The 22,748-nt window shown below is 63.6% G+C and carries 9 protein-coding genes; 8 read left to right on the top strand and 1 reads right to left on the bottom strand.

The genetic code is table 11. The features are described 5' to 3' along the window. Positions 1-124 precede the first annotated feature (124 nt). The 8 genes from CD175_RS05715 to qhpG all read left to right on the top strand — a co-directional run bounded on the left by CD175_RS05715 (position 125) and on the right by qhpG (position 21,113). Positions 125-11,074 (top strand): peroxidase family protein, encoded by a 10,950-nt coding sequence (locus CD175_RS05715; RefSeq protein WP_104448026.1) that lies wholly within the window; start codon positions 125-127, stop codon positions 11,072-11,074. Between the two features lie 358 nt (positions 11,075-11,432). Continuing rightward, positions 11,433-12,743 (top strand): MFS transporter, encoded by a 1,311-nt coding sequence (locus CD175_RS05710; RefSeq protein WP_104448025.1) that lies wholly within the window; start codon positions 11,433-11,435, stop codon positions 12,741-12,743. Positions 12,744-12,878: 135 nt separating this feature from the next. After that, positions 12,879-14,108 carry a Zn-dependent hydrolase gene (locus tag CD175_RS05705; RefSeq protein ID WP_104448024.1) on the top strand — a complete coding sequence of 410 codons (1,230 nt, stop codon included), beginning with the start codon at positions 12,879-12,881 and terminating at the stop codon, positions 14,106-14,108. A 151-nt stretch (positions 14,109-14,259) separates the two neighbouring features. Then, positions 14,260-15,285, top strand: coding sequence for a histone deacetylase family protein (locus tag CD175_RS05700; protein WP_104448023.1), 1,026 nt, complete (start codon positions 14,260-14,262; stop codon positions 15,283-15,285). Between the two features lie 246 nt (positions 15,286-15,531). Beyond that, entirely contained in the window at positions 15,532-17,436 is a 1,905-nt protein-coding gene (locus CD175_RS05695; RefSeq protein ID WP_104448022.1) for a sigma-54-dependent Fis family transcriptional regulator, read from the top strand. Further along, on the top strand, positions 17,436-19,154 hold the full coding sequence (locus CD175_RS05690; RefSeq protein ID WP_104448021.1) for an ABC transporter ATP-binding protein: 1,719 nt from the start codon (positions 17,436-17,438) through the stop codon (positions 19,152-19,154). Before CD175_RS05695 ends, CD175_RS05690 begins: the two co-directional genes overlap by 1 nt. After that, positions 19,144-19,821, top strand: a complete 678-nt coding sequence (qhpE, locus tag CD175_RS05685) for a subtilisin-like serine protease QhpE (RefSeq protein WP_104448020.1) — start codon at positions 19,144-19,146, stop codon at positions 19,819-19,821. Before CD175_RS05690 ends, qhpE begins: the two co-directional genes overlap by 11 nt. After that, positions 19,818-21,113, top strand: coding sequence for a flavin-dependent monooxygenase QhpG (gene qhpG, locus CD175_RS05680; RefSeq protein WP_104448019.1), 1,296 nt, complete (start codon positions 19,818-19,820; stop codon positions 21,111-21,113). Before qhpE ends, qhpG begins: the two co-directional genes overlap by 4 nt. 140 nt (positions 21,114-21,253) lie before the next feature. Here qhpG and CD175_RS05675 read toward each other — a convergent pair whose 3' ends face one another. Next, positions 21,254-22,744 (bottom strand): aldehyde dehydrogenase family protein, encoded by a 1,491-nt coding sequence (locus tag CD175_RS05675; RefSeq protein ID WP_104448018.1) that lies wholly within the window; start codon positions 22,742-22,744, stop codon positions 21,254-21,256. Positions 22,745-22,748: the final 4 nt, after the last annotated feature.

Here is a 22,748-nt window from a genome sequence, read left to right as displayed (position 1 = left end):
TGGTAGCAGGTCCCGTTGTTCAATTTTCGATTTTTTTGTTTATGGGTTTCAGCACTAAACCACGCGTTTACAACCGTGTTTTATGCGTGTGGTTTCCTGATTGCCAAGCATCGAGGAAACAGCCATGGCCAGCTTTATCAAGTCCGATCTCGAGTTCATTCTCGAACAAATCTTCATCTCCGAACGGCATGCGGCAGGCGAGAGTCTGATTGACATGCTGCCAAACGTAGAAGTCCCCTTCGGCCTGCGCACCGTCTCCGGCATCTACAACAACCTGGCCAATCCCCAGTTCGGTGCCGCCGACAACTTCTTCCCGCGCATGACGACGCCGGTGTTCAATACAGCGCAGGTCCATCCGGCCGGCTTCTTCGGGCCCACCGACCCTGGCGGAACCACGCCGACCTCCTACCTGCAGACCAGCGGTGCCGTCTTCGACTCGCAGCCGCGCACCATCAGCAACCTGATCGTGGACCAGACCGCCAACAACCCGGCGGCGGTCGCGGCCGCCGCGGCCAATCCGGATTCACAGGTCGTCTCCAGCCCCGGTCTGGATGGTCTGTTCGGCACCGCCGACGACGTTTCCGTCTTCCAGATCCCCAACATTACGCCGGACGCCGGCCTGACCGTGCCGTTCAACCAGTGGATGACGTTCTTTGGCCAGTTCTTCGACCATGGCCTTGACCTCGTGACCAAGGGCGGCAGCGGCACCGTCTTCATTCCGTTGCAGCCGGATGACCCACTGTTCGTGCCAGGCAGCCCGACCAACTTCATGGTGCTGACGCGCGCCACCAATCTGCCCGGCCCCGACGGCATCCTGGGCACCGCCGATGACATCCACGAGCAGAGCAACACCACCTCGCCATTCGTCGACCAGAACCAGACCTACAGCTCGCATCCCTCGCACCAGGTGTTCCTGCGCGCCTATGAACTCAACGCCGGCGGCGATCCGGTCGCCACCGGCAAACTGATCACCAATCGTGACCTGGGTGTCGATGGGCATTTCGGCACTGCGGATGACGTCGAAATCGGCGGCATGGCCACCTGGGCAGTCGTCAAGGCCCAGGCCCGTGATCTGCTCGGCATCAACTTGACCGATGCGGACGTGTTCGACGTACCGCTGCTGGCGACCGATGCCTACGGCAACTTCATCAAGGGACCCAACGGTCTCCCCCAAGTCGTGATGAAGGGCCTGGACGGCATCGCCGGCACCGCCGATGACGTGCTCGTCGAGGGTAACCGGGCCGCGCCGATCAGCCTGACGAACGCCGTTCGCACCGGCCACCAGTTCCTCATCGACATCGCCCACAGCGCCGACCCCACCGGCGGCCTGACGGCTGACGCGGACACCGTCATTGGCGGCCCGCAAGCACCCGGCACCTACGACAACGAGTTGCTCGACAAGCACTACATCGCCGGTGATGGCCGCGTTAACGAGAACATCGGCCTGACCACGGTGCATGAGATCTTCCACAGCGAGCACAACCGGCTGATTGACCAGACCAAGGAGACAGTGCTGGCTTCCGCCGACCTTGATTTCCTGAACAAGTGGCTGCTGCCCGACGGCCAACTGACAGCGCTGCCAGTGACGCCGGCCGACATCGCGGGCCTGCACTGGAACGGCGAGCGGTTGTTCCAGGCCGCCAAGTTCGGCACCGAAATGCAGTATCAGCACCTGGTGTTCGAGGAGTTCGCGCGCACCATCCAGCCGCAAGTGGACGTGTTCCTGGCCCCCATGGGCAATGACACCACCGTCAATCCGGCGATCGTCGCCGAGTTCGCGCACACGGTCTTTCGCTTCGGCCATTCGATGCTGCTGGAGACGGTCGATCGTTTCGACCCCAACTTCAACGTCGTCGGCGATGGCAATCCGGTTGACCCGGGCAATCAACAGACCGGTCTGATCGCGGCCTTCCTCAACCCTCTCGCGTTTGCTGCAAGCGGCCCCACGCCGGAGGAGGCGGCTGGCGCCATTGTGCGCGGCCTCACGCGGCAGGTCGGCAACGAAATCGACGAGTTTGTCACGGATGCTCTGCGCAACAATCTGGTCGGCCTGCCGCTCGACCTTCCCGCACTCAACCTGGCGCGCGGTCGCGACGCTGGCATCCCGTCGCTGAACGCGGCGCGGCGCGAGTTCTACCACATGACCGGCGACAGCCAGTTGACCCCCTACACGAGCTGGGCCGATTTCGTGCAGCACATGAAGCACCCGGAATCGCTGGTCAATTTCATCGCCGCCTATGGCACGCATTCGAGCATCATCGGCGCCACCACGCTGGCGGAAAAGCGCGCTGCGGCCGCAGACCTGGTGTTCGGCAGCGCCACGGCGCCGGCTGATCGCCTGGACTTCCTGAACAGTACCGGCGTCTGGAGCAGCAATGCCGGTGCGGACGGTATTCTGCACACCGCAGACGACGTGACCACCACCGGCCTGGACAACGTCGACTACTGGATTGGCGGCCTGGCCGAAGAGAAAATGCCCTTTGGCGGCCAACTGGGTTCGAGCTTCAACTTCGTCTTCGAAACCCAGTTGGAAAACCTGCAGAACGGCGACCGTCTGTACTATCTGGCCCGCACCGCAGGACTCAACTTCGGCACTGAACTCGAGAACAACTCGTTCTCCAATCTGGTGATGCTCAACAGCAACGCCACACACCTGGCGGCTAACATATTCCAGACTCCGGCCTTCACCCTGGAGGTCGACACGACGCACCAGTTCAACCCGAGTGTGGTGGCCGGTCCGGACGGTATCGTCGGCACGGCCGACGATCTGCCCGCCAACGCCGACCCGTTTGGCCCGTCAGAGCACCCGATCGGCTCACCAAGGATTGACCATATCACGCCGCTGGTGATCCGCGACAACCCGGACACAGTGGGCCCCGATACCAATTACCTGCACTACACCGGCAGCGACACAGTCGTGTTGGGCGGTACGGCCGGCAACGACATCCTTATTGCCGGCGACTCGGACGACGACACGGTCTATGGCGATGCCGGCAACGATCGGCTCGACGGTGGCTACGGCAACGACAACGTCTTTGGCGGTGCCGGCGACGACATCATCACCGACATCGGCGGCAGCGACACCCTGCGCGGCGAGGACGGCAACGACGTCATCCAGGCCGGCAACTCGACCCTCGGCCTCAACAACCTGGTCTTCGGCGGCGCTGGCAAAGACTTCATCATCACCACCGAAGACATCACGATGACCTTCGCCGGCGCGGGCGACGATTTCATCCTCGGCGCCAAGGTCAACCTCGCGCCGACCGGCAACGAAGGCGACGACTGGATCGAGGGCGGCACCCAGGACGGTGCACCGGGCGATAACATGAGCCCGACTCTGACCGACGATGTGCCCGGCAACGACATCTTCATCGGCACCGGCGGATTCGATGAAATGATCGGTGAAGGTGGCGACGACACCTTCGTCGCCAGCGATGCCCAGGACAAGATGGACGGGATGTCCGGGTTCGACTGGACCACCTACAAGAATGACAAGTACGGCGTGACCGTCGACATGGTCGTTCCTTTCTTCAGTCCCTACCACGCGGTGCCCAATGCTGCAGGCGATATCGTGGGCGCAGTGGGGCAATCGCCCGATGCGGTCTATGACCGGTTCGCGGAAGTGGAGGGCCTGTCGGGCTCGGCCTTCTCCGACTTCCTGCGCGGCGATGAACAAAACGCGGCCATCATCGCCAACATCACGGCCAGGGGCAGCATCCTCACCAACTTCGATCTTGTCAGCGGCCTGCGGGACTTTGTCGGCAGCGCCGGTTTCGGGGCCGACGGTGTCGGGGGCACGGCCGACGATCAGTTCGGCGCGGGCAACATCATCCTCGGCGGCGATGGCAGCGACATCATCGAAGGCCGTGGCGGCAGCGACCTCATCGACGGCGACAAGTGGCTCAACGTGCGCATCAGCGTGCATCAGAATCTGGATGGCACCGGGCCGGAGATCGCCAGCTTCGACAGCATGACGCAGATGATTCCGCTGATGTTGAACGGTACCTACAATCCGGGGCAACTCGTCGCCGTGCGGGAGATCCTGCCGGGCGTGGGTGGCTTCGACACCGTCAACTTCATGGGCCCGCTGGCGAACTACACCATCACCGTCAACGATAACGCCACGCCGCTCGATTTTGCCGACGACATCGTCACCGTGACCGACAATGTCGGCAAGGAAGAAACCGACCGTCTTACCCACATCGAACGGCTGCAGTTCTCCGATCAGTCCATGGTCCTCGTACCCGGGCTCAACGCTGAGCCGGTGGGCGCGCTGACAGTGGACAACACCGCGCCGACCGTTGGCCAGACGCTGACCGTGTCGGCGGCAGGCCTCACCGATGCGGACAACGCCGGCGGGGCGATCCACAATTCCATCAGTTACATATGGCAGTTTGAAGCGACACCGGGTTCGGGCGTGTTCGAGGACATCATCCTCGGGCCAGGCCGCATCGGTATCGGCTTTACCAGAGCGGATGCGCCCACGCTCACGGTGACGTCGGATCTTGCCGGCCTGGCTGTACGCGTCAAAGGCATTTATGCGGACGATCATGGCGTGACCGAGCAGGTATTCTCGGCACCGACTACGGCAGTAGTGGCCGCGGCGCCAACTCCCGCACCAGCGCCTTCGCTGATCGATCCGCAGACCAGTGCCCCCAGCAACGGTGTGCGTTACACGCAATCCGACCTGGCGTTCATCCTTGACCAGATCAAGATAGCCGAACACCACGCGGCCGGTGAGAACCTGGTTTCTCTGCTGCCGAACATACGCGTGCCCTACGGTTTGCGCACGGTCGAAGGGACGGAAAACAACCTGCTCCATCCCGAGTTCGGTGCCGCCGATAACGTATTCCCGCGCCTGACCACGCCGGACTTCCGCCCGGCCGACGCCGGCACGAGTTACACCCAGACCAGCGGCCTGGTGATCGACTCGCAACCGCGCACCATCAGCAACCTGATCGTCGACCAGACCGCCAACAACCCGGCGGCAGTCGCGGCCACATTCGATCCCGGCCTGGATGGCATCCTCGGCACGGCTGACGATGTCCTCAAGGTCGGCGCGCAGGTGGTGACCGGAACCCGCACCGACGGCTCGACATTCGAGACCTTCTTCGACCCGAACGTGAGTCCCGACGCGGGCCTGACCGCGCCCTTCAACCAATGGATGACCTTCTTCGGCCAGTTCTTCGACCATGGCCTGGACCTCGTCACCAAGGGCGGCTCGGGCACCGTGTTCATTCCGCTGCAGCCGGATGACCCGCTGTTCGTGCCCGGTAGCCCGACCAACTTCATGGTGCTGACGCGCGCCACCAATCAGCCCGGCCCCGATGGCATCCTGGGCACGGCCGACGACATCCACGAGAACACCAACACCACCTCGCCGTTTGTCGACCAGAACCAGACCTATAGCTCGCATCCTTCGCACCAGGTGTTCCTGCGTGCCTATGAGCTCAACGCAGCAGGCGATCCGGTGGCCACCGGCAAGTTGATCACCAATCGTGATCTGGGCGCCGATGGGCATTTCGGCACCGCCGATGACGTCGAGATCGGCGGCATGGCCACCTGGAAGGTGGTCAAGGCGCAAGCCCATGACCTGCTCGGGATCAATCTCACCGATGCCGATTTCAACAACGTGCCATTACTGGCAACCGACGCCTACGGCAATTTCATCAAGGGTCCGAACGGTTTTCCGCAGGTGGTGATGTTGGGCCCGGACGGCATTGCCGGCACGGCCGACGATGTGCTCGTTGAAGGCAATCCGGCGGCGCCCATCAGCCTGGCCAATGCCGCGCGCACTGGCCATGCCTTCCTCAACGACATTGCGCACACCGCCGTTCCGGTGGACGACCAGACCGGCGCGGCACTCCTGCCCGATGCCGACAATGTCGTTGGCGGTACACCTGCACCGGGCTTCTACGACAACGAACTGCTGGACGCGCACTACATCGCCGGCGACGGCCGGGTCAACGAGAACATCGGCCTGACCACCGTCCACTCCATCTTCCACCATGAGCACAACCGCCTGGTCGATCACACCAAGGAGGTGGTCCTGGCGACAGCGGCAAGCGGCGATGTGTCGTTCCTCAACGAGTGGCTGCTGACGCCCGTCACTGCCGTTCCGGCCGACACCTCGACCCTGGACTGGAACGGCGAGCGCCTGTTCCAGACGGCGAAGTTCGGTACAGAGATGCAGTACCAGCACCTGGTGTTCGAGGAGTTCGCGCGGACCATCCAGCCGATGGTCGATCCCTTCTTCGCCCCGGGCCAGGTGTACGACACCGCGATCGATCCGAGCATCGTTGCCGAGTTCGCACACACCGTCTATCGCTTCGGGCACTCGATGCTGCTGGAGCAGGTCGACCGGCTCGATCCGAACTTCGCCTCGAGCGATATCGGGCTGATTCAGGCCTTCCTCAACCCGCTCGAGTTCGCGGGTAGCGGCGCCACCCCGGAAGAGGCGGCCGGTGCCATCGTGCGCGGCGTAACCCGCCAGGTGGGCAACGAGATCGACGAGTTCGTCACCGAAGCCCTGCGCAACAACCTGCTGGGCCTGCCGCTCGATCTGCCCGCCATCAACCTGGCGCGCGGCCGCGATACCGGCATTCCGTCCCTGAACGCGGCGCGGCGGGAGTTCTATTTGCCCACCGGTGACGCAGAGCTCAAGCCCTACACCAGCTGGGCCGATTTCGTGCAGCACATGAAGCACCCGGAATCGCTGATCAACTTCATCGCCGCCTACGGCACGCACTCGACCATCACCGGCGCTACCACGCTGGCGGACAAACGCGCCGCAGCTGCGGACCTGGTGTTCGGCGGCGCGACCGCACCGGCCGACCGTGTCGACTTCCTGAACAGCACGGGTGCCTGGGCCAGCAACGCTGGTGCGGACGGCGTGTTGCACACGGCAGACGATGTGACCATCACCGGCCTGGATGCCGTCGACTTCTGGGTCGGCGGGCTGGCCGAGGAAAAGATGCCCTTTGGCGGCATGCTCGGCTCGACCTTCAACTTCGTCTTCGAGAACCAGATGGAGAAACTCCAGGACGGTGACCGCTTCTACTATCTGGAGCGCACCGCCTCGATGGACTTTGGCGCCGAACTGGAGAACAACACGTTCGCCTCGCTGGTGATGGCCAATACCGATGCCACACACCTTTCGGCCAGGGTCTTCCTGACGCCGGCCTACACGTTGGAGGTCAACCAGGCGAATCAGTACAACCCCAGTGTGATTGCCGGACCCGACGGCATTGTCGGCACCGCCGACGATCTGCCGGCCAATGCCGATCCTTTTGGTCCGTCGGACCACCCGATTGGCTCACCGCGCACTGACTTCCTCACGCCGCTGGTGATTCGCGACAACCCCAACACAACGGGCCCGGATACCAACTACCTGCACTACACCGGCGCCGATACGGTCGTGCTGGGCGGTACGGCCGGCAACGACATCCTCATTGCCGGCGACTCGGATGACGACACGGTCTACGGCGATGCCGGTAACGACCGGATCGATGGTGGCTACGGCAACGACCAACTCTTTGGCGGTACCGGTGACGACATCATCACCGACATGGGTGGCGATGACGTCATCCACGGCGAGGAAGGCAACGATGTCATCCAGGGCGGCAACGGCCTCAACCTGATCCTCGGTCAGGCCGGGCAGGACTTCATCGTCACCGGCGAAGACGCGGCCGACACCAGCGGTGGCCTGGGCAACGACTTCATCCTCGGCAGCAAGGCAAACGAATTTGCGCGCGGCGGTGAAGGCGACGACTGGATCCAGGGCGGATCCGCCGATGGCGTTGCCGGTGACAACTTCGACCCATTCGGCAACGATCCGATCAATGGCAACGACGTCTTCATGGGCGATGGCGGACCGGACAACTTCGACGGGGAGGGCGGCGATGACATCATGATCGGCAGCCCCAGCGAGGCGGACCGTTTCATCGGGTTCTCCGGGTACGACTGGGCGACCTACAAGGACGATCCGAGCGGCGTGACCATGGACCTCAACTCCAGGCTGCGCTTCTTCGATCAACCGGCGGTGCCTGGTTCCAACGCGTCGATCCTTGCCCGGCTGGACCTGGTGGAAGGGCTGTCGGGATCGGCCCATGCCGACTTCCTCAGCGGCGATGACTCCACTGCCGACTTGCTCGCCGTCGCTGGCGCCAAGGGCAGCGTGCTCACCAACTTCGACCTCATCAGCGGTCTGCGGGACCTGGTCGGCAGCGCCGGCAACGGCGCGGATGGCATTGCCGGCACGGCCGACGACAAGTTCGACGGGGGCAACATCCTCCTGGGTGGCGCCGGCAGCGACATCATCCAGGGCCGCGGCGGCGACGACCTGATTGACGGCGACAAGTGGCTCAACGTGCGCATCAGCGTGCGGCAGAACATCGATGGCACCGGTCCGGAAATCGCTACCTTCGACAACATGACGCCCCTGGTTCCGCTCATGTTGAACGGCACCTATAACCCCGGCCAGCTCCAGATCGTGCGCGAAATCCTGACGGCGACCGGTCCCGACTTCGACACGGCGCTGTTCTCCGGCAATCTGGCGGATTACACCGTGATCGAAAACGTCAACGGCACCTTTACGGTCACCGACAGTGTCGCTGGCAGGGACGGGACCGACACCCTCAGCCATATCGAGCGGTTGCAGTTCTCCGATCAGGCGCTCGTGCTCGGCGGTTTGAACGCGGCGCCAGTCGGTTCGCTGAGGATCGACGATCCTACGCCCGCCGTCGGCCAGCGGCTGACGGTATCGGCGGCAGACATCACCGATGCCAACAATACCGCGACCGGCGGCGCGATCACCGGGCCGATTAGTTACTTCTGGCAGTTCGAAGCGCGCCCGGGCTCGGGTGTCTTCGAAGACATCACCTTCTTTGCCGCCGGCGAGGTCGCGCGTGCAGAAGGCACGACCGTCACGGTGGGCTCGGAACTCAGGGTCCCACCACCGGCGACCCTCATCGGCGCCGTACCGGCTATCCCGGAACTCGTCGTGGCAGCCGGGCTGGCTCTGCGCGTCAGGGCGGTCTACAAGGACGCCAACGGCGTGCTGGAAGAGGTGTTCTCGGCACCGACCGCACCGATCGCGCCGGCCGGTACCGGCACCGTCAATGTCTTGCCGGTTGGAACGGTGCTGATCAGCGATACGACCCCGGCGAAAGACTTGGGCTTGACCGCTACGGATGCGTTCACCGACGCCAACGGGACCACGACCTCGGTGATTGCCCATCAGTGGCAGGCGGGGAGCGGTGCGATCTTTACCGACATCGCCGGCGCGACGGGCACGACCTTCACGCCCGGCCAGGCACAGGTCGGTCAGCAACTGCGTGTCGTCGCCAGTTACACCGATGACCTCGGCACACTTGAGCGAGTCACCTCGGCTGCAACGACAGTGGTCAGTGATGTGTTTGTCGGTACCGCCGGTGCCGATGTATGGACCGGCACGGCAGGCGACGACGTCGCCAGCGGAGGTGATGGCAACGACATCCTGAGCGCCTTGGGCGGCAACGACATCCTCCATGGTGATGCGGGCAACGACATCCTCATTGGCGGTACGGGTAATGACCAGATGGTCGGCGGAACCGGCAATGATGGCTACATCGTCGATTCAGTCGGGGACGTGGTGGTCGAGTTGGCGGGTGAGGGTCAGGATTCGGTACAGACCACGCTTGGCAGTTACACACTGGGCGCCAATGTCGAACATCTGCTCTACCTCGGCGTCGGCAACTTTGTCGGCAACGGCAACGCGTCGAACAACGTCATGACCGGTGGGGTGGGTAATGACATCCTCAACGGCGGTGACGGCAACGACACATTGCTGGGTGGCCTTGGCAACGACATCCTCACTGGCGGTGCGGGTAATGACGCGATGCTCGGCGGAGCCGGCAACGATGGCTACATCGTCGATTCAGCCTTCGACCTGGTGGTTGAGTCGTCGGGTGAGGGGCAGGACTCGGTACAGACCACGCTGGGCAATTACACACTGGGCGCCAATGTCGAACATCTGCTCTATCTCGGCGCCGGCAACTTTGTCGGCAACGGCAACGCGTCGAACAACGTCATCACCGGTGGGGTGGGTAATGACAGCCTCAACGGCGGTGACGGCAACGACACATTGCTGGGTGGCGCCGGCAACGACATCCTCACTGGCGGTACAGGTAACGACGCGATGGTCGGCGGAGTCGGCAACGATGGCTACATCGTCGATTCAGCCTTCGACCTGGTGGTTGAGTCGGCGGGTGAGGGGGCGGACTCCGTACAGACGTCGCTGACCAGCTACACACTGGGCGCCAATGTCGAGCATCTGCTCTACACCGGAGCCGGCAACTTCACCGGCAACGGCAACGCGTCGAACAACGTCATGACCGGTGGGGTGGGTAATGACAACCTCAACGGCGGTGGCGGCAACGACACATTGCTGGGTGGTCTTGGCAACGACATCCTCACTGGCGGTACGGGTAATGACGCGATGATTGGTGGCGTCGGCAACGATGGCTACATCGTCGATTCAGCCTTCGATCTGGTAGTTGAGTCGGCGGGTGAGGGGGCGGATTCCGTACAGACGTCACTGGCCAACTACATACTGGGTACCGATGTCGAGCATCTGCTCTACACCGGAGTCGGCAACTTCGTCGGCAGCGGCAACGCGTCGAACAACGTCATCACCGGTGGGGTGGGAAATGACTCCCTCTTCGGCGGCGATGCCAACGACACATTGCTGGGAGGGGCCGGCAACGACTTCCTCGATGGCGGTACCGGCAACGACAGTGTTGCTGGCGGGGCAGGCAACGACACGATGGATGCCAGCAGTGGTAACGATATCTTCGTGTTCGGACCGGCCTTCGGCAACGATCGGATCATCGGCTTTGATGCCAACGCGGCCGGAGGCCAGGATCTGCTCAATTTCGCCGCACTCAACATCACGGCTGCGACCTTTAACACCAGTGTCAACCTGGTCGATCTCGGTGCGGATACGTTGCTCAACTTCGGCGCCGGCTCCATCACCCTGGTAGGTGTGGCGGACCCGAACACCGTCTCGGCCGCCGACTTCATTCTGGCCTCTTGAGGTTCTGACAAACACTGTCGCAAGGAGCGTGGAGCACGGAGGGGAGGGCAATGGATGCCCTCCCTTTCTCATTCCGTTCAATTGCCCATGGGGCATCCGGGGCCGAACTCCTGGATTGGCCCGCGCATTCTGAATTCTGCTACCACCGTTTGACTGTCTGCTGAACGCTTACGCATTGCACATCGCGTTCGGCTGCCGCTGCCTTCAATTATAAGTTTGCGTAATACGTCGAATAATAAATAGAAAATTGACTAATCATGGTCCCGGAACGAAAAATCATCCCCAGACCGGCGCCGTCAGAGCGCCGCGGATTTGCCGTTTCCCTCCTGCCAGAAAAATAACCAAAGGAGCCCGACCCATGAAGCCTCAAGCTTCGTCCCAGCCGCGCCGTGCGGCAGCCGCTGCCTTTATTGGCACCATGATCGAGTGGTACGACTTTTACATCTACGCCACCGCCGCCGCGCTGGTGTTCGGCGCGCTGTTCTTCCCCTCCGACGACAAACTGTTCAGCACCATGGCCGCTTTCGGCACCTTTGCCGTGGGCTTCTTTGCGCGGCCGTTGGGCGGGATCGTCTTCGGCCATATCGGTGACCGCATCGGCCGCAAGAAGTCGCTGATCATCACCTTGTTGATGATGGGCGTGGTCACGGTGTGCATCGGCTTGCTGCCGACCTACGCGCAGATCGGCGCAGCGGCGCCGGTGCTGCTGATCCTGCTGCGCATCGTCCAGGGCATCGCCGTGGGGGGCGAGTGGGGCGGGGCGGTGTTGATGGCCGGCGAGCATGCGCCGAAAGGCCGGCGCAATTTCTTCGCTTCGTTTGCGCAACTGGGCAGCCCGGCGGGATTGATCCTCTCGCTGCTGGCCTTCAGCGCCGTCACCCGTCTGCCGGAAGAAGACCTGATGAGCTGGGGCTGGCGCTTGCCGTTCCTCGCCAGTTCGCTGTTGCTGCTGGTGGGCCTGGCGATTCGCCTGGGGGTGAATGAGTCGCCGGAGTTCCTCGCCAGCCGCGAGCAGGCCAGTAAAAACCAGCGCAAGGAACAGGCGCCGGTCATGGAGGTGCTGCGTACCGCGTGGCGTCCGCTGCTGCTGTGCATCGGCGCCAACACCCTGGGGATCGCCGGGGTGTATTTCACCAACACCTTCATGATTGCCTACACCACCCAGCAACTCGAACTTCCACGCTCGCTGATTCTGGAGTGCCTGTTCTTCGTCGCGATCATCCAGTTCTGCATTCAACCGCTGGCGGCCTGGATCGCCGAGAAGATCGGCGCGACCCGCTTCCTGTGCCTGGTGTCGCTGCTGGCGATGGCCTCGCCATACCCGATGTTCGTACTGGTCAGTTCGGCCAAGGCGCCGCTGATCATCCTCGGCATTGCCCTGGCGGTGGTGTGCATGGCGTCGTTCTACGCGGTGATCGCCGGCTACGTCAGCGGCATGTTCGAGACCCGCGTGCGCTACACCGCGATTTCCCTGGCGTATCAGATTTGCGGTGCGCTGGCCGGTGGCCTGACGCCGCTGATCGGCACGATGCTGGCGCACAGGTTCGCCGGCCAGTGGTGGCCGATGGCGGTGTTCTACAGCCTGATCGCCGCGACTTCGCTGCTGTGTGTCCTGTCCCTTGCCCGTCGCCATGCCAGCGCTGAACGCCTGGAACTGGCCAAGGCCTGAACATTTGAACGTGTAGGAGCCGGCTTGCCGGCGATGGCGGCGGAACAATTGTCATCGATGTCGCCCGACAAACCGCTATCGCCGGCAAGCCGGCTCCTACGGAAATCGTCGTTTTGAATTTTCCTGGAGAAACTCATGTTGAAGATTAATGGCGAACGCCTCTGGGCGAGTCTGATGGCAATGGCCGAAATCGGCGCCACCGCCCGGGGCGGCAGCTGCCGCCTGGCCCTGAGCGACGAGGACAAGGCCGGTCGCGAACTCTTTGCCCACTGGTGCCGCGAAGCCGGCATGACCCTGAGCGTGGATGCCATCGGCAACCTGTTCGCCCGTCGCGCCGGCACTGACCCTGACGCGGCACCGGTGATGATGGGCAGCCACCTCGACACCCAGCCCGAAGGCGGGCGGTTCGATGGCGTGTACGGCGTGCTCGCCGGCCTGGAAGTGGTGCGCTGCCTGAACGATCTGGGGATCCAGACCCGCAAGCCGCTGGAAGTGGCGGTGTGGACCAACGAAGAAGGCGCACGCTTCACACCGGCGATGTTCGGCTCGGCGGTGTTCACCGGCATCATGGCGCTGGACGCTGCGTTGGCGGTGCGCGACATCGATGGCATCAGCGTCGCCGAGGCATTGCAGCGTACCGGTTATGCCGGCGAGCGCCCGCTGGGGGGCGCGGTGGATGCCTACTTTGAAGCGCACATCGAACAAGGGCCGATCCTCGAAGACAACGCCAAGAGCATTGGCGTCGTCAGCGGCGGCCAGGCGATTCGCTGGCTCGACGTGCGGGTCGAAGGCATGGCGGCCCACGCCGGTACGACGCCTATGCCGCTGCGCAAGGACGCCTTGTACGGCGTGGCGCCGATGATCCAGGCCATCGAAGCCCTGGCGGCGGACTTCGCCCCCGAAGGCCTGACCACCGTTGGCGAGTTGAGCATCAACAAGTCTTCACGCAATACCATTCCGGGGCTGGTGAACTTCACCGTCGACCTGCGTCATCACCGTGACGAAACCATCGAGGCGATGGAGCAACAGGTCCGTGCGCGGCTTCAGGCGATAGCCGACAGTCGCGGTTTGAAACTGGCGATCACCCCGCACTGGATCAGCCCGGCCACGCCGTTCGACGCAGACTGCGTGGCGGCGGTGCAACAGGCCGTGGATGGGCTGGGCTACGCTCAGCAATCGATCGTCAGCGGCGCCGGGCATGACGCGATCCACCTGGCGCGGTTCTGCCCGACGGCGATGGTGTTCATCCCGTGCGTGGGCGGGTTGAGCCATAACGAAGCGGAAGACGTGTTGCCTGAAGATGTGCGGCAGGGTACCGATGTGTTGCTCAACGCCGTGTTGGCCCGCGCCGGGAAGGCCGACTAAACACAATCCCTGTAGGAGCGAGCCTGCTCGCGATAGCGGTAGATCAGTCTCCATCAATGTTGAATGTGCCGACCTCATCGCGAGCAGGCTCGCTCCCACAGTGGAATGCGGCCGGTTTCAAGATTTTTGTTAACTGACAGGTATTAATCCCATGCGCAGTTTTTTCCACCCCGAACAATTGCTCCACCATCCACGCAGTTACTACTCCCGTGGCCAGATGCGTACGCCGCAGGAAGTGCCGGAGCGTGCGCAGCGCCTGGTGCAGGCGTCTCATGCCTTGGGTTTCAAGGTCGAGCAACCGGCCGACGCCGGGCTCGATCCGCTGCTGGTGGTGCACGGCGCACCGTACCTGAGGTTTTTGCAGGAAGCCCATCAGCGCTGGAAAGAGATTCCCGAGGATTGGGGCGATGAGGTGATGTCGAACATCTTCGTCCGCGAACCGAATGCCCTGCGCGGGATACTCGCCCAGGCTGCGCGTTATCTGGCCGATGGCAGTTGCCCGGTGGGCGAGCAGACCTGGCGTTCGGCCTACTGGTCGGCGCAAAGCGCCATCGCCGGCGCCCGGGCGTTGCTCGATGGCGAGCCGGCAGCCTATGCCTTGTGCCGTCCACCGGGCCACCACGCCCGGGCCGAAGCGGCGGGTGGTTTCTGCTATGTGAACAATGCGGCCGTGGCGGCCCAGGTATTGCGCGACGGGTTCGCACGGGTGGCGGTGCTCGACACTGACATGCACCATGGCCAAGGCATTCAGGAGATTTTCTACGACCGTGACGACGTGCTCTACGTTTCGGTGCACGGCGATCCGACCAACTTCTATCCGGGTGTCGCAGGCTTTGCCGAAGAACGCGGTACCGGGGCGGGCGAGGGTTTCAACCTCAACCTGCCGATGGCCCATGGCGCCAGCGAGGCCGACTTCCTCGAGCAACTGGAGGTAGCGCTGAAGGCGGTGACGGACTTCGGTGCCGAGGTGCTGGTGCTGTCCCTGGGCTTCGATATTTTCGAGTTGGACCCGCAGAGCAAAGTGGCGGTGACCCGCGAAGGGTTTGCCGTGCTCGGCGAGCGGATCCGCAGCCTCGGGTTGCCGTGCCTGATCGTGCAGGAGGGCGGGTATCACCTGGAGAGTCTGGAGGATAATGCCAAGGCGTTTTTTGTGAGCCCTGAGGTGTGGCAGCTCTGAGTTGTGCGCTGCCCGGGATGCCGCCATCGCTGGCAAGCCAGGCTCCTACAGTTGACCGCGTAGAAGACTATATTGAAGCCAACGCAGAATCTGTAGGAGCTGGCTTGCCAGCGATGAACGATAACGCGGTCCACCTGACGGAACACAAACGCCCTACGGCACTTGCCATAGACCTTACGTTAACGTAAAGATTGAGGCAGGGCGCCGACGTATGAAGGCGCAAGGGCGGACGACCCGGAGCGCTTGATGACGCTAATAAAAACAAACTCCCCCAAACTGCATCGCGAAGCCCGGCTGGCCCGGGAAAAGCTGCACCTGGAAGGCGAAGTGCCGGATGGCGTCCTGCGTGCGGAAATCGATGCCTCGTGGCGGCGCAGCCTGAGCCATGGCGTGCATTTCAATGCCAAGCACGAGCTGGCGCTGGAATCGAGCGCCAGCCTGGACCTGTTGTTGGCCAGCAATCGCCTGCTGATCGACGCCGCGTTGCCGGCCATCGATTACCTGGCCGAGCGTCAGGGCAAGGAAGGGCTGATCATCCTCGCCAACTCCGACGCCACCATCCTCGCCGTCGAAGGCCGCGCCGACCGCCTCAAGGGCAGCGGCCTGCAGGACATCACCCTCGGCGCCTGCTGGAGCGAAGCAGTCCGCGGCACCAACGCCCTCGGCACGGCACTGGTGGAAGCCCGGCCGACCCTGATCGATTGCGGCGAACATTATCTGGATCGCCTCAGTGATTTTTCCTGCACTTCGGTGCCGATCCATTGCCCACAGGGCGACATCCTCGGCGTCCTCGACCTGACCCGCGAAGGCCCGCTCGGCCGTGCCCATGACAGCACGGCGCTGCTGGCCATGGCCGTCAGCCAGATCGAAAGCCGGGTGTTCAACGCCAGTTATCCGGACGAAATCGTCCTCGCCTTCCACAGCCGTCGCCAATACCTCGAATCCCCGTGGCAAGGCCTGCTGGCGGTGAGCCTTGGCGGGCAGATCCTCGCGGTCAGCGCCCAGGCTTGTCAGTTGCTCCACGCCGAGCGCTCGGCCCTGGTCGGTCGGCGCTGTGAGGAGTTTCTCGGCGTCGACGGTCTGCAATTGTTGGCGCGCCTGCATCAGGGCGGCACCGGCAGCCTGCAGACCGCCAAGGGTGAATTCTTCTATAAAACCCTGCGCGCGCCGCAACGCTCGATCAACGTCGGCAGCCCGCCGCGCACTGTCGCGAAGCCGGCCAAGGCGCAACCGAATCTGGAAGCGCTCGCCGGCAGCAACAGCCGTTACGCCCGTGCCTTGCGCATGGCCCGTCAAGGGCTGGCCAACGAACTGCCGGTCCTGTTATTGGGCGAAACCGGCACCGGCAAAGAGGTGATCGCCCGCGCCCTGCACATGGCCGGAACACGCTGCGACAAACCCTTCGTGGCGGTGAACTGCGCGGCCATTCCCGAGGGCCTGATCGAGTCCGAACTGTTCGGCTACCGCGAAGGCGCGTTCACCGGTTCACGCCGGGGCGGCATGGTCGGGCGCCTGCAACAGGCCCATGGCGGCACTCTGTTCCTCGATGAAATCGGCGACATGCCCCTGGCCTTGCAGGCCCGACTGTTGCGGGTGTTGCAGGATCGCAAGGTCGCGCCACTGGGCGCTGGCGAAGAGCAGGACATCGATGTCGCACTGATTTGCGCCACCCACCGTGACCTCAAGCGTCTGGTGCAAGATAAACACTTTCGCGAGGACCTGTTCTACCGGGTCAACGGCATCAGCGTGATGCTCCCGGCCCTGCGCGAACGCGAAGATTTCGCCGCGCTGGTCAGCCGTATGCTGGGGACATTGGGCGCACCCGCCGTGGTCCTGCACGATGATCTCGATCGCTTGCTCAGCGGTTATCACTGGCCGGGCAACATCCGCCAGCTGGAGATGGTCCTGCGCACCGCGCTGGCCATGCGCGAACCGGGTGATACCGTGCTGACCCTCGACCACCTGCCCGACAGCATGCTCGACGAATTGACCGCCAGCGAACGGCCCCAGGCCGGCAGCATCCGGGAAAACGAACTGGAGCTGATCCGCCAGTCCCTGGACACGCATCAGGGCAACGTCTCGGCCGCCGCCGACGCCCTGGGCATCAGTCGCGCGACCCTGTATCGCAAGCTCAAACAGTTGCGCTCCTGATGCAACGCCTGATCGTTCGGCTGATCGACAGCCAGAACCCCGAGGCCTTGCAGGCGTCGCTGCGCTGGCTGTACAGCTTCGTGCGCCCCCATCGCCTGGCGATTGCCGGGCTGCTGGGCCTGTCGGTCTGCGCTTCGGCGTTGGTACTGGTGCAGCCGTGGCTGACCAAACTGTTGATCGACGACGGCCTGCTGGCGCGCAACTTCCCGATGCTGGTGCTGATCGCCGGGCTGATGATCGTTGCCGGGTTGCTGGGCACGGCGCTTTCGGGCATCAACCGCTACCTGCACACGCGCCTGTCCGGGCGCATGCTGTTTGCCTTGCGCGATGACCTGTACCGGCATCTGCAAACCCTGTCGCCGAGCTTTTACGGGCAGCGGCGCATCGGTGACCTGATGTCGCGCCTCGATGGCGACGTCGCGGAAATCCAGCGGTTCGCTGTGGACTCGCTGTTCTCGGCAGTGTCGAGCGTGATTGGCCTGGTGGTTGCCATCGCGATGCTGGTGACGCTGTCGTGGAAACTGTCGCTGCTGGCCCTGGTACTGATCCCCCTCGATGTCCTCTGGCTGCGCTGGATGCGGCGCAAGGTCGAGCGCGATGTGCGGCAGTTGCGCGAGCGTTCGGCGGACATGTCGTCGTTCATGGTCGAGACCTTGCCGGTGATGAAGTTCATCCAGTCCGCCGGCCAGCAACAGCGCGAAGCGCGGCGCCTTGAAACGCTGGGGCAGGGCTACATGAGCCAGTTGCTGCGCCTGCAAGTCACCGAGTTTTTCACCCAGGCCGTGCCCGGCACGCTGACCTCGCTGTCCCGGGCCTGCGCCTTCCTGATCGGCGGATACTGGGTGGTGCAGGGCACCTGGCAGCTCGGTGCGCTGATTGCGTTTTCCACCTACCTGGGGATGGCCGTGGGGCCGGTACAGAGCCTGCTCGGGCTCTACGTGGCGATTCAGCGGATGACCGTCAGCCTCGGCCGGGTCATGGAGTTGCGCGGCGAACAGCCGACCGTGTCGACGCCTGCCAGACCACAGCCGATGCCCGATGGCGGCGATCTCTGGTTCGACAACGTGCACTTCGCCCATCCCGGTCGCCAATCGACCCTGCGCGGTATCGAAGCGCGGATTCCCTACGGTTTGAAAGTGGCCCTCAGCGGCGGTTCGGGCGTCGGTAAATCCACCCTGATCGACCTGCTGCAACGGCATCACGATCCGCAATCGGGACGGGTACTGCTGGGCGACGTCGATGTGCGCGAGCTGGACCTGTTCCAGTTGCGTCGACGCATTGCCATCGTCAGTCAGGACATCGTGCTGTTTCGCGGCAGCCTCGCCGACAACCTGGCTTACGCGGTGCCGGACGCCAGCCGCGAAGCGATTGCCGAAGTGGCGCGCCTGGCGCAACTCGACAGCCTGATCGAGTCCTTGCCCGAGGGCCTCGACAGTCCGCTGGGCGAGCGCGGCCAGCAATTGTCCGGTGGGCAGAAGCAGCGCATCGCGATTGCCCGGGCGCTGTTGCAGGACCCTTTGATTCTGGTGCTCGATGAAGCGACCTCAGCGGTGGACGAAGCCACCGAGCGCGAAGTCATCGACGCCATCGACCGCTTGTTTGCCGCACGCACGCGCATCCTGATCAGCCATCGCCCTTCAACCCTGGCCGATGCCGATCTGCGGTTCGAATTGCTCGACGGCGTGCTGACCTCGAAAACGGTGCTGCATGAAACCTGAGTTGCGCGTGGGTGTGGTGGACAGCGGCCATTCAGCGGCGCAAAGGGTGCAAGTGATCGCCGGTCGGCGCTTTTCATTGCTCGAAAATGGCCTGGCCGAGGGCGACTTGCGCGACGATCCGCTGGGGCATGGCAGTGCAGTGATCGAGGCGATTGGCCGGCGTGCACCCTCGGCGCTGTTTTGCGTGGCCCAGGTGTTCGACCAGCGCGGTGTCACCAGCGCCTTGCAGATCGCCACGGCGATTGACTGGCTGGTGGCGCAGAACGTGCGACTGATCAATCTGAGCCTCGGCCTGCGCCAGGATCGCAGCCTGTTGCGCGCGGCCTGCGCGGCGGCGGTGGCCCGGGGCGTTCTGTTGTGTGCGTCGAGTCCGGCCCAGGGCGAAGGGGTGTTTCCGGCCAACTATCCGCAGGTGTTGCGGGTGACCGGCGATGCGCGCTGCGCCGAGCAGGAATGGTCGTGGCTCAACAGCGCCCAGGCGGATTTCGCCGCCTGTGTGCATGGCACGTACCCGGGGCAATCCGGGGCGAGCCTCGGTTGCGCCGCGTTGAGCGGGCACATCGCCGGGTTCCTCGTCGAGCAGCCTGATGCCAGCAACGAGCAAATCATCGAGTGGTTGCGCGACCATGCCCGTTACCGTGGCCCTGAACGGCGCTTCGGGCCATGACGGATATCGTCATTCTTGGCGCCGGACCGGCTGGAGCCGCTGTCGCACTGGGGCTACGGCGGCTTGGCCATGGCGTCACGCTGATCAGCGAATGGCGCCGGTTTGCGGCGCTTGAAGGCGTGTCCGTGCGGGTTCTGGATGCCTTGCGCAGCGCGGGCCTGCATCAGGCGTTGACGGAGGCGGCGCTGCCTTCTCAACGCCAGGTGAGCTGGAACGGCCAGCACCATGCGCAGAACATCGAGTACTTGCTCGACCGTCCGGTGTTTGACCGAGGCCTGCGTGAGGATTTGCGCCTTGCGGGGGTCGAGCTGATCGAAGGCCGGGTGCTCAGGGTTCAGTCATCGGCCAATGGCCACCGAATCGAAATCGACGGACACGAACCGCTGCTCGCGCCGTTTCTCGTGGAAGCCCGAGGACGTCAGGCACCCGCTATCGGCAAGGGCTTGCGTGGCCCCGAGACCGTCAGTCTGCTCAATCGCTGGCAAGGTACGCCGGGCAGCACCGCCAGCGCCGTGGAAAGCCTTGCGGACGGCTGGGCATGGATGGCGCGAAGGGCCGACGGCCAGTGTTACTGGCAATGGACGGTGGACGTGGCCAGTGCCGGGTTGCCGGGCAAGGCCATGTTGCTCGATTACTGCCGGCAAAGACGTGGGGAGTCGGCGGTGGCCCGTGGTTTTTTCGGCGGCGAACCCGAGCTGGATCTACAGCTGCATGCCCGCAGCAGCACGGCGATTCTCAACCCGCAGGTGTGCGGCGATAACTGGATTCGGGTCGGTGATGCGGCGATGGCTGTGGACCCGTTGTCGGGCAATGGCATCTTTCAATCGCTCTCCTCGGCGTTGCAGGCACCGACGGTGATCAACACGCTGTTGTGCAAACCTGAGCGAGCGGCTCTGGCCCGGCGTTTCCACCAGCAGCGGGTGGAACAGCTGTTCCTGCGGTTCGCGCGGATCGGCCGGGATTTTTATGCCGATGAGCAGCGTTGGCTGGATCAGCCCTTCTGGCAGGCACGACGGCAATGGCCGGATGCTGAAATCGCCCATGCCGAGGCTAACTTCAATGCCCTGAGAATCGAACGCGCACCGGTGCTGCGCGATGGTTTTGTCGACGAGGCCGAGGTGGTGATAACGGTGGATCAACCGCTGGGGATCTGGCATGTGCAGGGGGTGGAGGTGGCGCCGCTGGTGCGGCGATTGCGCAGTGAACCGGCTGAGCAGGTGTTGGCTGGGTTAACCACAGAACAGGGAAGGATGGTCAGGAGTTGGTTGTTGGCTCAGGGATTCAAACCCTGACATTTGAGCCGTCTCGACCGGCCTCATCGCGAGCAAGCTCGCTCCCACAGTGGACTTGTGTTGAGCCATGATCCTGAGATCGACGCAAAACCCTGTGGGAGCGAGCTTGCTCGCGATGGCGGCCTAAAGAGCGCCGACTATCAAAGTTTGATCAACACCGACTTCAACTCGGTGTAATGCTCGATCGCCGCATACCCCATCTCACGCCCGACCCCGGACATCTTGTAGCCGCCGAACGGCAACGCCGGGTCCAGTGCGCTGTGGCAGTTGACCCACACCGATCCCGACTTGATGCGCGGAATCATCCGGTGCACCGCCGCCAGATCATTCGACCAGATGCTCGCCCCCAGGCCGTAGGGGCTGTCATTGGCCATGCGCAGGGCATCGGCTTCGTCGTCGAACGGAATCGCCACCAGCACCGGGCCGAAGATTTCTTCCTGCACCAATGAGTGCTTCTGATCGACATCGACAATCACCGTCGGCTTGACGAAGAACCCCGGCCCGAATTGTTCGCCCCCGCAGGCGATGGTCGCGCCGCTTTCCCGGCCCTTCTCGATGTACCCGTAAACGCGCTCCTGCTGGCGCGCCGAGATCAACGGTCCCATGTCAACGCTCGGGTCCAGGCCGTTGCCGAGTTTCATCGCGTTGGCGATTCCAGCGATGTCCGCCACCACATTGTCGAAATGCTTGCGCTGCACATACAGCCGCGAACCTGCGCAGCAGACCTGGCCCTGGTTGAAGAAAATCGCACTGGCAGCCCCGGCCGCGGCGGTTTTCAGGTCGGCGTCGGCCATGACGATGGTCGGCGACTTGCCGCCCAGTTCCAGGGTGACCCGGGTCATGGAGTCCATGGCGATCTTGCCGATCTGCTTGCCCACCGCGGTGGAGCCGGTGAAGGTCAGCTTGTCCACCAGCGGGTTGTGGGTCAGGGCGGAGCCTGCGGTGATGCCGGTGCCGGTGACCACGTTGAACACGCCTTCGGGATAACCGGCCTCCAGCACCAGCTCGGCGAGTTTCAGTGCGGTCAGCGGGGTTTCATCGGCCGGTTTGAGTACAACCGTGCAACCGGTGGCCAGGGCCGGGCCGAGTTTCCAGCAGGCCAGCAGCAGCGGGAAGTTCCAGGCAACGATGGCACCGACCACGCCCACCGCTTCACGACGGATGAAGCTGTGGAACTGATCGTCGGGCATCAGCGGTGCCGACACGTCAACCGTCGAGCCTTCGATCTTGGTCGCCCAGCCGGCCATGTAACGCAGGAAGTCGATGGCCAGTTGCACATCCATCACCTGGGCCACGGCCGCGCTCTTACCGTTGTTCAGGCATTCCAGTTGCGCCAGCAGTTCGGCGTCGCGCTGCATCAGGTCGGCGAGTTTCCACAACAGGTTCTGCCGCTCCCGGGGGCGGGTGCGGGTCCAGGACGAATCGTCGAATGCCTGGCGCGCGGCAAGTACCGCACGATCGACATCCTCCGGCGTTGCCCGTGGCACCACGCACAGCACTTCACCGGTGGCCGGATTGTGCAGGGGCATGGTCTGGCTGTCGGCGGCCTCGACCCAGTCGCCGCCGATGAGCATGCGCGGGGCGCGCTGGATGAATGCCGAAGTGGCGGGAAGCAGGTTTGGGAGCGACATGATG

The sequence above is a fragment of the Pseudomonas laurylsulfatiphila genome (assembly GCF_002934665.1).
GTDB classification, from domain to species: Bacteria; Pseudomonadota; Gammaproteobacteria; order Pseudomonadales; family Pseudomonadaceae; genus Aquipseudomonas; species Aquipseudomonas laurylsulfatiphila.
Note: the sequence above shows the minus strand (reverse complement) of the source record. Positions and strands in the feature narration are given on the sequence as shown.

Bases quoted from the DNA above. Each gene is read 5' to 3' on its own strand.
- CD175_RS05715 (WP_104448026.1), top strand. From the start codon at position 125: ATGGCCAGCTTTATCAAGTCCGATCTCGAGTTCATTCTCGAACAAATC.
- CD175_RS05710 (WP_104448025.1), top strand. From the start codon at position 11,433: ATGAAGCCTCAAGCTTCGTCCCAGCCGCGCCGTGCGGCAGCCGCTGCC.
- CD175_RS05705 (WP_104448024.1), top strand. From the start codon at position 12,879: ATGTTGAAGATTAATGGCGAACGCCTCTGGGCGAGTCTGATGGCAATG.
- CD175_RS05700 (WP_104448023.1), top strand. From the start codon at position 14,260: ATGCGCAGTTTTTTCCACCCCGAACAATTGCTCCACCATCCACGCAGT.
- CD175_RS05695 (WP_104448022.1), top strand. From the start codon at position 15,532: ATGACGCTAATAAAAACAAACTCCCCCAAACTGCATCGCGAAGCCCGG.
- CD175_RS05690 (WP_104448021.1), top strand. From the start codon at position 17,436: ATGCAACGCCTGATCGTTCGGCTGATCGACAGCCAGAACCCCGAGGCC.
- qhpE (WP_104448020.1), top strand. From the start codon at position 19,144: ATGAAACCTGAGTTGCGCGTGGGTGTGGTGGACAGCGGCCATTCAGCG.
- qhpG (WP_104448019.1), top strand. From the start codon at position 19,818: ATGACGGATATCGTCATTCTTGGCGCCGGACCGGCTGGAGCCGCTGTC.
- CD175_RS05675 (WP_104448018.1), bottom strand. From the start codon at position 22,744: ATGTCGCTCCCAAACCTGCTTCCCGCCACTTCGGCATTCATCCAGCGC.